Here is a 12,896-nt window from a genome sequence, read left to right on the forward strand (position 1 = left end):
TCATTCCTCCATGATCTTATCCAGCGTTTCCATAAACGTCTGCATCTGTTCCGGCGTGCCAATGGTGATGCGCAGCCAGTTCTGGATGCGGGGCGCGTCAAAATGGCGCACCAGAATGCCGTTTTTCTTCAACTCCTTGTAGAGTGTTCCGCCGTCTTTCCGGTCGGTACTTGCAAACAGGAAGTTGGAGCAGCTGTCCAGCACGGCAAAGCCGCGCTGTTCCAGCTGCTGTTTTGTCCATGCGCGGGTGTCCACGATGGCGGCGCGGGTCCTGTCAAAATAAGCGGTATCTTCCAGCGCGGCCTGCCCGGCCTTCAGGGTCAGGCGGTTGATGTTGTAGGGGTTCAGGCTGAACTTGACCCGGTTCAGGTCGGCAATGAGCTTTGCATTGCCCATGGCAAGACCCAGACGCGCACCGGCCAGCTGCCGGGACTTGGAAAAGGTCTGCACCACCAGCAGGTTCTCGTACTGGTCGATGAGGGGCACGCAGCTCTCGCCGCCAAAGTCCACATAGGCCTCGTCCACAATGACCACATTGTTCGGGTTTGCCTTTAAGATGCCCTCAATTTCCGCCCGGGGCAGTGCAATGCCGGTGGGGGCGTTGGGGTTTGCAAGGACGATGGTCTGGTTCAGGCCGTAGTAATCCTTCGGGTCAAGGGTGAAATCCTCTTTCAGCGGGATGATGTGACTGGGAATGTGCATCAGTCCGCACCACACGCCGTAGCAGCCGTAGGTGATGTCGGCATAGGCCAGCGGGTGGTCTGCGTCGCAGAAGGCACGCAGCGCAAAGAAGAGGTTCTCGTCGCTGCCATTGCCGGGCATGATCTGCTCCGGCTGCAGGCCGAAGTGGGCTGCGGCCGCCTTGAGCAGGTCGGCACAGGCGGGGTCGGAGTAAAGGCGCAGCTTTTCCACCTCGTGCTCGCTCACGGCAGCGATCACCGCCGGGGAGGGCAGATAGGGGCTTTCGTTGGTGTTCAGTTTGATGTACTGCTGATCCTGCGGCTGCTCACCCGGGGTGTAGGGGGTGACAGCGGCCAGCGTGGGAGAAAGAAAACGACTCATATAAAAACCCTCTCAGTCAAAGCCTTACGGCTTTGCCAGCTCCCCCAAAGGGGGAGCTTTTTTGCATCTTACGGTTTCCACTCTCAAAGCTCCCCTTCGAGGAAAGACTTCCCCCGGCCGGGGGAAGATGTCACCGCGGGTGACAAAAAGGGGAATCTGGCGCGCAAGCGCCTGAGAGGGTCACTTCTCATACCGGATGGTCACGCTGCGGGCGTGGGCGTGCAGGCCCTCGCGCTCGGCAAAATCGGCGATGCGGGGGGCTACTTCGCCCAGCGCTTCCCGGGTGTAGTAGAGGAAGCTGGACTTCTTTACAAAGTCGTCTACGCCCAAGGGGCTTGAGAAGCGGGCGGTGCCGCTGGTGGGCAGGGTGTGGTTGGGGCCTGCAAAGTAATCGCCCAGCGCTTCCGGCACGTTGCGGCCAAGGAAGATGCTGCCTGCGTTTTTAATCTCGTTCAGCACGCCGAAGGGGTCCTCCACGCACACTTCCAGATGTTCCGGTGCAATGATGTTGCAGGCTTCAATGGCCTTGTGCAGGTCGGTGCAGAGGATGATCTTGCCGTTGTCGTCCACGCTGGCGCGGGCGATGGCGGCACGGGGCAGCTGCGGGATCTGCACCTCCAGCTCCGCCTGCACGGCCTTGGCCAGCTCCGGGCTGTCGGTGACGAGAACGGGGCTTGCCAGTTTGTCGTGCTCGGCCTGACTCAGCAGGTCTGCTGCCACCCATGCAGGGTTGCAGCCGCCGTCGGCCAGCACCAGAATTTCGCTGGGGCCTGCGATCATATCGATGCCCACCTTGCCGAATACCTTGCGCTTGGCGGTGGCAACGTAGATGTTGCCGGGGCCAACGATCTTATCCACCGCAGGGATGCTCTGGGTGCCGTAGGCGAGAGCCGCCACAGCCTGTGCGCCGCCGGTCTTGAAGATCTTGGTCACGCCTGCGGTGGCAGCGGCGGCAAGGATGACCGGGTTCACCCTGCCGTCCTTTCCGGCGGGGGTGGTCATGACGATTTCGGACACGCCTGCCACCTTTGCCGGGATCACGTCCATGAGCACGGTGGAGGGATAGGCCGCCGTGCCGCCGGGCACATAGACACCGGCCTTTTCAATGGGGGTATATTTCTGGCCCAGCACGATGCCGGGCTTGTCGTTCACCACAAAATTCTTGTGCACCTGCTGGCGGTGGAAGCTCTCGATGTTGGCGGCGGCTTCGCGCAGCGTTTCGAGGAAGTAGGGGTCCATGTTCGCAAAGGCTTCGTCGATCTCCTCCTGCGTCACCTGCAGGGCATCGATCTTCGCGCCGTCAAATTTCAGCGCATAATCCTTCAGGGCATCGTCGCCCCGGGCGCGCACATCGGCAATGATGCCGTCCACCACATCCTCCACGTTCTTTTCCGCGCGGATGTCGCGGTTCAGAATCTCTTCGGGCCTGAGCTCGTCAAAGTTATACAGCTTGATCATTTTGCTTCCTCCTTGTTCTGCAGTTCCGCCCGCAGCTTTTCCAGCATGGTGTCCATTTCGGCGTGCTTGAACTGGTAGCTGGCCTTGTTGGCAATGAATCGGGCCGAGATGGGCATGAACTCGGTGACCACCTTCAGGCCGTTCTCCCGCAGGGTGGTGCCGGTCTCCACGATATCCACGATGACGTCCGAAAGGCCCAGAATGGGGGCCAGCTCAATGGAGCCGTTCAGCTTGATGATATCGATGTCCCGCCCCATGGATGCGTAGTAGCTCTTTGCAATGTTGACGAATTTGGTGGCCACCCGCACCGGGCGGCTGGGGTCGTCCTTGTAATCGGCCGGGGCGGCAACGCACATGCGGCATTTGCCAAGGCCGGTGTCCAGCAGCTCGTACACATCGGCAGAAGCCTCTGTGAGGATGTCCTTTCCCACGATGCCCACATCGGCGGCACCGTGCTCTACATAGATGGCAACATCGCTGGGCTTGACGAGGAAGTAGCGGATGCCGGCCTCCGGGTTTTCCACCACCAGCTTGCGGGTGGCGTTGTAGTCCTCCGGGCAGCCGTAGCCGATGCCCGCCAGCAGGTGATACACCTTATCGCCCAGACGGCCCTTGGGCAGAGCCACGTTCAGCATCACCCTGTCGGTGCTGTTCTTCTGCACCGGCGGCAGTGGGGCGCTCAGGCGGTCCAGCTCGTCCAGATAGACCGCAAAGCCGATGGCCCCGGCCCCGGGGGTGAACTTCTGCATCAGCAGGTCGTAGCGGCCGCCCTTGAGCAGGGGACGGGGCAGGGCTTTCAGGTAGCCCTGAAACACAAGGCCGTTGTAGTATTCCATCTCACCGGCCAGCGTCATGTCCAGCCGGATCACGCCGCCCGCCTTTTCCAGCGGCACAGCCAGCGCTTCCAGCTCGGCCACCGCTGCGCGCATGGCATCGTTTTTGCACAGGGCTGCAGCCTTTTCCATCGTTTCGGCATAGGCGCCGGAAAGATCCAGCACGCTGCACAGGGTATCGGCGGCATCGGCAAGACCGGCAGCTCCGGCGGCGGCCCGCAGCTCGTGGGCGTTTTTCTCCCGCAGCTTTTCCAGCAGCTTTGCGCGGGCGGCATCCGGCACGCCCAGCGCGTCGAACAGGCCGAACAGGTAGCCCATGTGGCTCACTTCCAGCACCCACTCGGCCCCCAGCGCATCCAGCGACCGCGCCGCCAGACACACCGCCTGCTGCACCTGTGCTTCGCCCACCGCACCCAGCATCTCAAGGCCCATCTGGCTGATCTCTTTAAAAGTGTGGCTCTCGGCGGAAGGGCGGTAGACGTTCTCGTGATAGTAGTAGCACAGGGTCTCGCTGGGGGCGGGCTGCGCCGTCTTGGCAATGGAGAGGGTCACGTCCGGCTTGAGGGCCAGCAGACGGCCATCCAGATCGGTAAAGGTGATGACCTGCTCGGACGACAAAAAGCTGCGGTTCTCCTGATACAGGCCGTACTCCTCAAACCGGCCCATATGATACTTGCGGCAGCCCGCCGCTTCGTACAAGGCGCGCAGCGCAAAGGAGGCGCGCTCCTTGGGCTGCAGGTTTGCAATGCTGAATTCCATTGTCGGTTCCCCCATTTCTTACTTGAGTTTATTTTACTTTATCTCGGTAAAGTTGTAAAGTAGGAAAGTGACGGTGTTTTCAACTCAATGATACGATTTTTCTGTGCGTTTGTACAGGGAAAAGAAGAAAAGGAGCCGTTGCATGGCGCAACAGCTCCTTTTCAGCACGCATATTTACCCAAGCAGGTCCAGCACACTGGCCTTCGGGCGGGCACCCACGGCCTGACGCACCAGCTTGCCCTGCTCAAACACCAGCAGGGTGGGGATGCTCATCACGCCGAACTGGCCGGCCAGCTCCGGCTGCTCGTCCACGTTCACCTTGCCCACCTTCACATCGGTGCGCTCCTCGGCCACCTCGTCCACAACGGGACTGAGCATGCGGCAGGGGCCGCACCAGCTGGCCCAGAAGTCCAGCAGGACAGGCTTTGCGCTCTGCAGTACCTCCTGCTCAAAATTTTCCTTCGTGATCGTAACAACTGCCATATTTCTACCTCCTGAAAGGGTTCGTTCGTGGTTGTTCTTATGGCATCAGTATACCCAAAACGCCGGGGCTTTTCCGTAACCGGGTCACATTGGGGCGCAAAAAAGCCCGGAGCAGGAAGAAAGAATACTGCTCCGGGCGGGGAATGGTTATGTTATTGTGCTGTCAGGCTCAGACTTCCTGCATGGCGTTCTTGCCTGCAACGTAGCCGTAGTACATGGCCATGGAGTGGCTGACGCCCTTCAGGCCGATAGGGTACTCGGTGGCAAAGCGGTTGCCCTGCACGTTGCCTGCCACATACAGGCCGGGGATCACGTTGCGGTCGGCATCGAAGGTGTGGCAGTTCTCGTCGCTCTCCAGACCGCCGATGCACACCAGCAGCAGGGCGGTGGTGAACTTGTCGGCGTAGAAGGGGCCGTTCTCCAGCGCCCACATGCGGGATGCGGGCTTGTGGAAGTCCTCGTCGTAGCCGTCTTTGGCCAGCTGGTTGTAGCGCTGGATGGACTCCAGTGCAGTCTGCTGGGCAGCGGTGTCATCCGGGTAGATCTTTGTCACCAGCTCTTCCAGCGTGTCAGCCTTGACAGCGCGGCCATCGGCCACGGCTGCCTCCAGCTGATAGGGGCTCTTGTAGTTGCGGTAAGTGGTGTTGTTCTTGGGGCCCTCTGCCTCGCTGGCGTAGTCCTCGTAGTAGCAGGCACCGCCGTGGGCTGCGGGCATGTAGGGCAGCTGCTGGGGCCAGTTGGAGTCGAAGATCTGCCAGCTCTCGCGGTTCTTCTGCAGCTCGATCTGGTTTTCCAGCTGCTGGCCGGGCAGGTCCTCGTTCATGAAGCGCTTGCCGTTCAGATCCAGATTCAGGAAGCCTGCGTTGCCCATGACGCCCACACCGGACAGGTCGGCACCGCCGCCCATATGGTGGATCATGGGTGCGTGGCTCTGCTGCACCTGAGCGCCTGCCCACATGCCCAGCTGGATGCCGTCGCCCTGATTGGTGAAGCTGCCCTCCACGTCCACGTTGGTGAACAGGCACTGGATGTTGTTCTCAATGACTTCGGGGCAGAAATGCTGCAGCATCTTGGTGTTCTGGGAGTAATCGCCGGTGGACAGGATGACGCCCTTGGCGGCGTTGCACTTGATGTACTCGCCGGTGGCAGCATCGCGGGCATACAGGCCCACGCAGCGGCCGTCCTCCATGATGAGCTTTTCCACAAAGCAGCCGTAGAAGGTGTCCACGTTGCCGGTGTCAACGGCCTTCTGCATGTTGGCATTGACGGTGACGGACTGGTTGGGCAGGAACTCCACGGAGGTGGGGTAGCAGGGGAAGCGCTCCTGCTTCCAGTCGTAGTTCTCGGGCAGCGGGTAGAAAATGGGGATCAGGAAGTTGTTTGCATTCTCGTCAGGGATGGCGCTGCGGGTGGTCTCGGCGTAGTACAGCTCCGGGTTTGCTTCCACCCACCAGTCAAAGGCATCGCCGATGTTGTGGGCCCACTTGCTCATAATGGAGCGCTTGCAGCGGTAGGTGCTTTCCACCATGTGAGAGTCCACGATCTCGTCGATCTGCTCACGGGTCCAGGTGTTGCGGCCCCACTTGGCCTGCACATTGCCGTTGATGACGGCATACTCGCCGCTGCGGCACTGGGGACCGTCAGCCTTTTCAAAGGCTGCCACCTTGCCGCCGTCCTCGGCGATGCTGCGCACAGCTGCCACACCGGCAACGCCGCAGCCCACCACGGCCACATCCACGTCCACCGTCTTGGTGACCTTGCTCTCGTCGATCTCCGGCTCGGTGCCCAGCCAGTCGTTCTCCGAAGCGGCAGCAGAACCGTCTGCGCCGTCTGCCTTGACGCCCATGGCCTGCTCGATGCAGCTGGCAGCCGCCTTCTTGACGGCATTGGTGGTGACGGTAGCGCCGGAGATGTTGTCGATCTCGGTACCCTGTGCGGCCATGATGGCCTCCTGCAGGGTGGGTGCGGCCACGCCGCCGATGCTTTCGGTCTCGTTGGAGGCATCGATGACCACCTCGGTGATGGCGGTCTCGCTGAAGGTCATGGTCACCTTCACCTCACCGATGCCGGTGGCCGTGCCGGTGTAGGTACCGGCGGTGTAGATGGCATCGCCGGTAGCGGCGGTGCTGGAAGAAGCTGCGGAGTTGCAGGCAGCCAGTGCACCGGCGGTGACACCGCTCATGGCGGCAGCGGCGGCGACCTTCAAAAAGCCTTTGCGGGAGATCTTTTCCATTTGGATTTCCTCTTTCTTCTCATCAATTTCTCTTCGTCTCTGCGGGAGTTTTTCCCGCGCTGCACTTAGTATAAAATATAACGAAGTGAAAGGGAAACAAAAAAATTTTTCCGCCCTAATAAAAAGTGTTTATAACTGTCTCCCGCCATGTTATACTGAGAGCAGACGGAGCTTTCCCTGCACAGAAAGGAGCTTTTTTCGGATGAACGACCACCAGCTGCTGTGTTTTCTCACCGTGAGCCGGACCCTGAATTTTACCACAGCCGCCCGGGAGCTGTACTGCACCCAGCCCGCCCTCAGCTACCAGATCCGCAGTCTGGAAAAGGAGCTGGATCTGGCCCTGTTTGAGCGCAGCACCACCCGCGTGGCGCTGACCGAAGCAGGCCGGGCCTTTGTGCCGCAGGCGGAGGGGATCTATCGCAGCATCCTGAACGCCCGCACCGCACTGAAGGGCTTTGCCCGGCGGCGCACACTGACCCTGCGCCTGCCTCCGGTGCTGCTGCAGCGGGACCCCATTTATCCCATCCTGATGGCACGGCTGCACGCCGCGCTGCCGGGATATGAGTTTGCGGTGGACACTCGGCCCGTGTCACGCAACCCCCACGAAATGCTCTGCAGCGAGGCAGACGCAGCCCTCTATCTGCCCTTTGGGCCGCTGCAGCCGGAGATCGAGCGCACCCCCATCCTGCACAACACCTTTTACCTGATCGTATCGCCGGAGCACCCGCTCACAGGGCGCAGCACTCTGGCGCTGGCCGATCTTGCCGGGCAGCAGCTGTTTTATGAGCCGCTGTATCAGGAAATGGTGGATCTTGCCGTTGTTCAGTCCGGCCTGCCGTTTTCCGCACCAAGCTGGCACATGGTGGAAAACTACGAGTGTGTTTACAACGATCTGCTTGCCGGGCGCGGCATGTTTTTGTGCCCGATGAAATACCCGGCCTTTCCGGCGGCATGGTATCTGCCGCTGCAGCTGCCGTTGCCGGACACCTGTCTGCTGACCCTGCGGGACGACCCGCGTCCCGAGATCCAACGGCTGCGGGAGGTATTCACCGCTGTATACGCCAGCCGTGCAAAGCTGCTGGGAGAGGCGTAAAAAGCAGCGCCGGAACGGCAAAATCGTTCCGGCGCTGCTTTTTTCAGAAGAGATCAGGCTTCTTCCGGCACATCATCAAAACCGATGAACCAGAGGATCGCAAAGGTGGCCACAAAGGCGATCGCGGCAGAGATCAGTGCGTTGATCACGTTCATGGGATTTTCACCGACATACAGGCCGATGGCTGCCAGACCGGCACCACCGCCGCCAAAACGGCGCACACCGGTCAAACCGGCATACAGGCCACCCAGACCACCGCCGATGGTGGTGGCGATGAGAGGCTTACGCAGACGGACGTTGACGCCGAACAGAGCAGGCTCCGTCACGCCCAGCAGAGCGGTCACACCGCCGGAAACGGCCAGCTGACGGAAGTTCTTGTTTTTGGTCTTGATGGCAACGCAGAGGGCTGCGGCACCCTGTGCAATGTTGGAAGGCAGATTACCGGGGCCGATGACCGTCTCATAGCCCAGCATGGACAGAGAGTTGACATAAGCGGGCAGCAGGCTGTAGTGCATACCGGTCATGACCAGGAACGGCATAAAGGCACCGATGACGGTGGGCAGTGCCCAGGGGCAGACCTTTTCAATGGCCAGCAGGACGTTGACCAGACCATCGCCGATGATGCTGCCCAGAGGGCCAAGCACGCACAGGGAGATGGGAGCCATGATGAGGATGGTGAGCACCGGCCGCAGGATGAACTTGACCACAGAGGGCACGACCTTATTGACAAATCGTTCCACGTATGGCAGTACCAGCGTGATAAGGAAGATGGGGATGACTGAGGAAGAATAGGTTACCATCTTCACCGGCAGACCCAGCACATGGACCACATCGGCATCGGCTTTCAGGGCGATGAAGTTCGGGTGCAGCAGGATGGCCCCCAGCAGCATGGCCATCTGCGGGTTGCAGCCGAACTTTTTGGCCGCGGAGTTGGCCAGGAAGATCGGCAGGAAGTAATAGGAAGAGTCTGCGATGAAGTTGAGGAAATAGTACAGATTTCCGCTCTTGTCGATCCAGCCGAAGAGGGTCAGCACAGACAGCAGAGCCTTGATCATACCGGCACCGGCGATCAACGGCATCAGCGGGGTGAACACACCGGCCAGCGTGTCCAGAATGATGCTGACCCTGCTCTTCTTTTCCTCGGCCGGGGCGGCAGGCTGTTTGACTTCCTTACCGCCGAAGTCGCCCAGTTTCATCAGTTCATCGTACACGGCAGCTACTTCGTTGCCGATGATGACCTGATACTGGCCGCCTTTGTTCACGACACCCACCACGCCGGGTACGGCTTTGACCTTGGCCTCGTCCACGCCGTCCATTGACTTGAGGTTGAACCGCAGGCGGGTGACACAGTGGGTCAGAAATGTAACATTTTCTGCGCCGCCGACCTGTTCCAGCACCTGCTGGGCAGTTTTCTTTGCATCCATTTGTTTTGCCTCCTTCAATATCCTAAAAAATGCATTGCTTACAGGGCGGTGTCTGCGCCGTTGCTTGCAATGACTTTTTTGTACCATGCAAACGACTTTTTCTTTTTGCGGGCCAACGTGCCGCTGCCGTCATCCTTCTTGTCTACGTAAATGAAGCCGTACCGTTTGCGCATCTCGCCGGTGCCCACCGAAATAATGTCGATGGGACCCCAGCAGGTGTAGCCGATCACCGGAACGTCATCCAGCTCAATGGCCTGCCGCAGCGCATCAATGTGACTGCCCAGAAAACGGATGCGGTAATCGTCCTGAATGCTGCCATCCGGCTCTACGGTGTCGATGGCACCCAGACCATTTTCCACAACGAACAGCGGCAGTTCATACCGGTCATACAGCTCATTCAGTGCGATGCGCAGGCCGTCCGGATCGATGGGCCAATCCCAGTCGGTACGCTGGAGATACGGATTGCTGCGTTCTACACAGCAATCCGTATCTTCCGTTGCACGGGCAACTGAAGAAAAATAATAGCTGAATGCGATGTAATCCACAGTTCCTGCGGCCAGCAGCTCGGCATCGCCCGGCTGCATCTCTACCGAAGTGCCCATGCGCCGCAGCTGTGCCGTGCACAGGCTGGTGTAGTGTCCGCGGCACATCACATCGGTGTAATAATAGTTCGGCATCATCTGGAATCTCTGTGCCAGCACATCCTTGGGTGCGCAGGTGCGCGGGTAGGTGGTGGGATACTGGATCATGCAGCCGATTTTATTTTCCGGGTCGACCGCATGCCCGATCTGCACGGCCTTTGCACTGGCAAGGAACATGTTGTGGCTGACCAGCGCTTTGACAGCGTTGTGCTCCTCGCCTTCGGCAAAGAGCACGCCTGCCTGATGGTATGGCTCGCTCTGGTTCATGGTCTCGTTGATCTCATTGAAGGTCATCCAGTACCGGACCTTTCCCTTGTAACGCCGGAACACCGTTTCACAGTACCGGGCAAAGAAATCGATCAGGGCTCGGTTACGCCAGGAACCATAGTGCTGCACCAGATACAGCGGCGTTTCGTAATGCGAAAGCGTGACCACCGGTTCGATCCCGTAGCGGTGCAGCTCGTCGAACACACGGTCATAGAAAGCAAGCCCGGCCTCGTTCGGCTGCAATTCATCGCCCTGCGGAAAGATGCGCGGCCAGTTGATGGACATTCGGAAGCACTTGAAGCCCATCTCGGCAAACAACGCGATGTCCTCTTTGTAATGGTGGTAAAAATCCACGGCTTCATGGCTAGGGTAGTAGTTGCCCTCCATGACCTGTGTATGAATCTCGCGCGGGACGCCGTGGCGTGCACCTTTTTCCACGTCGGCAATGCTCAGGCCCTTGCCATCCGTCTGGTAGGCACCTTCGTACTGGTTGGCGGCGGTCGCACCGCCCCACAGGAACTTTTTTGGCATCTCCATAAGCTTGAAAACCTCCTTGCAGGTATAGAATACTTGCAGGGAGGTTTTTGTGCAATATTTTTTAAACTTATTGGTACAGTGTTAATTTTTCTGTTTCTTTTTGCACGATCAAAAACGGAACAGTGTTTCATTCCGCATTTTCTTTGTGCAGATTCAACAAAATAGGATTGGTGGAGGTGCGGTGCTGTTCCAGCTCTCGGGCGCGTTCCAGCTTGTAGGTATAATTCTTCTGGTAGTTCTGCCGGAAGTACTCGGAATACAAGATGTCCAGTAGAAGGGTCATGGACAGATGGGAAGCATAGTCCCCAAGATTCTGATAGATGCTTTCTTTGGTGGAAAGGGTCAGCTTGCAATCCGCATAACAGGTCAGGCTGTTTTCGCCAAAGCTGGTCAGCGCAAGGATGGGTGTTCCGGAGCGTTTGCACTGCCGGGCAATCTCCAGCATCTGCGCCGTTTCGCCGGAATAGGAAATGATCATGGCAAGGTCCCTCTCGGACAGACAGCAGGCCTGATACCGCTGGTAGTTCAGATTGTTGAAAATGACCACCCGCTTGCCGATCTTGAGCATCTTTTCTCGGAAGGATTCGGCCTGATTGATGGCCGTCCCGGCGGAAAAAATGTGGATTTCCTCGTGATATTTGAGCAGGAGCACCGCTTTGTGCAGGTCTTCGTACCGGAGAAGCTGCATAGTGTCCTTGACGGCTTCTTCGTACAGCTCGCCGATGTTCTGCGCCACCCGCATGGGGCTGTCGTTTTCAGCAAAGGGAAAATTGAAATCCACCTTGCCCTGTTGCTGGTCGAGATATTCCAGTTCACGCACAAAATTTTGCTTGAAGTCATCAAAGCCGGTAAAGCCCAGCTTTTTGCAAAGGCGCAGGACGGTCGGCGGAGAGGTGTAGGTCACTTCTGCCAGACTGCGGGTGGAATATTTGGCAATTTCCATCCCATGCGCCAAAATATAGGCGGCCAGCGTTTTTTCCCCTTCCGAAAGTTTTTCCTGAAACGCAAGTTTGTCCACGATCAGCATTGCGATTCTCCCTTCCGCTTTTTCTGTAAGCATATCATATCCTGCAGTATTTGGCAAAAAAATTTGCGGCATGCAAAAACGCCGCCGCGTCAGCAAATGACGCGGCGGCGCAGATACAGTGGGAGAAGCGCTTATTTGCCCAGCATTTCGTGGGCAGTCTTGCAGATGGTGGCAGCATCCAGACCGTAGAACTTCAGCAGGTCCCATGCCGGGCCGGAGCAGCCGAACACGTCCTGCACGCCTACGCGGCGCACAGGGGTGGGCAGCTTTTCGCTCAGCACGGCGCAGACGGCCTCGCCCAGACCGCCGATGACATTGTGCTCCTCGGCGGTGATGACCTTGCCGCACTCCTTTGCAGCCTTGAGGACGATCTCCTCGTCCAGAGGCTTGATGGTGTGGATGTTGATGACCCGGGCGTGGATGCCCTCAGCGGCCAGCTGCTCCGCAGCCATACGGGCTTCGTTGACCATCAGGCCGGTGGCGATGATGGCAATGTCGCTGCCCTCAGTGATCTGCTCACCCTTGCCGATCTCAAAGTGATAGTTCTCGGCATCGTGGAACACAGGCACAGCCAAACGGCCAAAGCGCAGATAGACGGGGCCTTCCATTGCGTAGGCAGCACGCACAGCGGCGCGGGCCTCCACATCGTCGGCGGGGCAGATCACGGTCATGCCGGGGATGCTGCGCATGAGGGCAAAGTCCTCGCAGCACTGATGGGAAGCGCCGTCCTCGCCCACCGAGATGCCGCCGTGGGTGGCACCGATCTTCACGTTCAGGTGGGGATAGCCAATGGAGTTGCGCACCTGCTCGAAGGCACGGCCGGCGGCGAACATGGCAAAGCTGGAAACAAAGGGCACGTAGCCCATGGTGGACAGGCCCGCGGCCACGCCCATCATGTTGCCCTCGGCAATGCCGCAGTCAAAGTGACGATCCGGGTAAGCCTTGCGGAACATGCCGGTCTTGGTGGCAGCGGCAAGGTCTGCGTCCAGCACCACCAGATCCTCGTGGCCCTCTGCGGCCAGCTCCTTCAGGGTGTTGCCGTAGCTTTCACGGGTAGCGATCTTCTTCACATCTGCCAT

General features: G+C 59.0%; 10 protein-coding genes. 1 reads left to right on the forward strand and 9 read right to left on the reverse strand.

The annotated features are described in order from the left end of the window. The 5 genes from hisC to GKG34_RS05380 form a co-directional block, all read right to left on the reverse strand. A complete protein-coding gene (gene hisC / locus GKG34_RS05360) occupies nucleotides 1-1,062 on the reverse strand; it encodes a histidinol-phosphate transaminase (protein WP_154255736.1) in 1,062 nt (353 codons plus the stop codon). A 180-nt stretch (nucleotides 1,063-1,242) separates the two neighbouring features. Further along, on the reverse strand, nucleotides 1,243-2,520 hold the full coding sequence (hisD, locus tag GKG34_RS05365; protein WP_005943655.1) for a histidinol dehydrogenase: 1,278 nt from the start codon (nucleotides 2,518-2,520) through the stop codon (nucleotides 1,243-1,245). After that, complete coding sequence (hisG, locus tag GKG34_RS05370; protein ID WP_154255737.1) at nucleotides 2,517-4,112, reverse strand: ATP phosphoribosyltransferase; 1,596 nt, start codon at nucleotides 4,110-4,112, stop codon at nucleotides 2,517-2,519. The genes hisD and hisG overlap by 4 nt, the downstream gene beginning before the upstream one ends. A 174-nt stretch (nucleotides 4,113-4,286) precedes the next feature. Beyond that, nucleotides 4,287-4,595, reverse strand: coding sequence for a thioredoxin (trxA, locus tag GKG34_RS05375; RefSeq protein WP_005943661.1), 309 nt, complete (start codon nucleotides 4,593-4,595; stop codon nucleotides 4,287-4,289). Between the two features lie 169 nt (nucleotides 4,596-4,764). Then, on the reverse strand, nucleotides 4,765-6,828 hold the full coding sequence (locus GKG34_RS05380; RefSeq protein WP_243139213.1) for an FAD-binding protein: 2,064 nt from the start codon (nucleotides 6,826-6,828) through the stop codon (nucleotides 4,765-4,767). Nucleotides 6,829-7,030: 202 nt separating this feature from the next. Between GKG34_RS05380 and GKG34_RS05385 the strand changes: the two genes are divergently transcribed. Then, entirely contained in the window at nucleotides 7,031-7,921 is an 891-nt protein-coding gene (locus tag GKG34_RS05385; RefSeq protein WP_154255738.1) for a LysR family transcriptional regulator, read from the forward strand. 53 nt (nucleotides 7,922-7,974) lie between these two features. Here the strand turns inward: GKG34_RS05385 and GKG34_RS05390 are convergent, their stop codons facing one another. The 4 genes from GKG34_RS05390 to GKG34_RS05405 all read right to left on the reverse strand — a co-directional run bounded on the left by GKG34_RS05390 (nucleotide 7,975) and on the right by GKG34_RS05405 (nucleotide 12,896). Continuing rightward, complete coding sequence (locus GKG34_RS05390) at nucleotides 7,975-9,345, reverse strand: PTS transporter subunit EIIC (RefSeq protein ID WP_097781149.1); 1,371 nt, start codon at nucleotides 9,343-9,345, stop codon at nucleotides 7,975-7,977. 38 nt (nucleotides 9,346-9,383) lie between these two features. Further along, nucleotides 9,384-10,790 carry a 6-phospho-beta-glucosidase gene (locus GKG34_RS05395; protein WP_005943672.1) on the reverse strand — a complete coding sequence of 469 codons (1,407 nt, stop codon included), beginning with the start codon at nucleotides 10,788-10,790 and terminating at the stop codon, nucleotides 9,384-9,386. A gap of 127 nt (nucleotides 10,791-10,917) precedes the next feature. After that, nucleotides 10,918-11,850: a MurR/RpiR family transcriptional regulator gene (locus tag GKG34_RS05400; protein ID WP_242960040.1), complete on the reverse strand. Its 933-nt coding sequence runs from the start codon at nucleotides 11,848-11,850 to the stop codon at nucleotides 10,918-10,920. A gap of 98 nt (nucleotides 11,851-11,948) precedes the next feature. After that, nucleotides 11,949-12,896 (reverse strand): transketolase family protein, encoded by a 948-nt coding sequence (locus tag GKG34_RS05405; RefSeq protein ID WP_005943680.1) that lies wholly within the window; start codon nucleotides 12,894-12,896, stop codon nucleotides 11,949-11,951.

Origin of the sequence: Faecalibacterium sp. BIOML-A4 (genome assembly GCF_009679665.1) — a bacterium.
GTDB classification, from domain to species: domain Bacteria; phylum Bacillota; class Clostridia; order Oscillospirales; family Ruminococcaceae; genus Faecalibacterium; species Faecalibacterium taiwanense.

Excerpts from the sequence above, each read along its gene's own strand:
- hisC (WP_154255736.1), bottom strand. The coding sequence starts at position 1,062 with ATGAGTCGTTTTCTTTCTCCCACGCTGGCCGCTGTCACCCCCTACACC.
- hisD (WP_005943655.1), bottom strand. The coding sequence starts at position 2,520 with ATGATCAAGCTGTATAACTTTGACGAGCTCAGGCCCGAAGAGATTCTG.
- hisG (WP_154255737.1), bottom strand. The coding sequence starts at position 4,112 with ATGGAATTCAGCATTGCAAACCTGCAGCCCAAGGAGCGCGCCTCCTTT.
- trxA (WP_005943661.1), bottom strand. The coding sequence starts at position 4,595 with ATGGCAGTTGTTACGATCACGAAGGAAAATTTTGAGCAGGAGGTACTG.
- GKG34_RS05380 (WP_243139213.1), bottom strand. The coding sequence starts at position 6,828 with ATGGAAAAGATCTCCCGCAAAGGCTTTTTGAAGGTCGCCGCCGCTGCC.
- GKG34_RS05385 (WP_154255738.1), top strand. The coding sequence starts at position 7,031 with ATGAACGACCACCAGCTGCTGTGTTTTCTCACCGTGAGCCGGACCCTG.
- GKG34_RS05390 (WP_097781149.1), bottom strand. The coding sequence starts at position 9,345 with ATGGATGCAAAGAAAACTGCCCAGCAGGTGCTGGAACAGGTCGGCGGC.
- GKG34_RS05395 (WP_005943672.1), bottom strand. The coding sequence starts at position 10,790 with ATGGAGATGCCAAAAAAGTTCCTGTGGGGCGGTGCGACCGCCGCCAAC.
- GKG34_RS05400 (WP_242960040.1), bottom strand. The coding sequence starts at position 11,850 with ATGCTTACAGAAAAAGCGGAAGGGAGAATCGCAATGCTGATCGTGGAC.
- GKG34_RS05405 (WP_005943680.1), bottom strand. The coding sequence starts at position 12,896 with ATGGCAGATGTGAAGAAGATCGCTACCCGTGAAAGCTACGGCAACACC.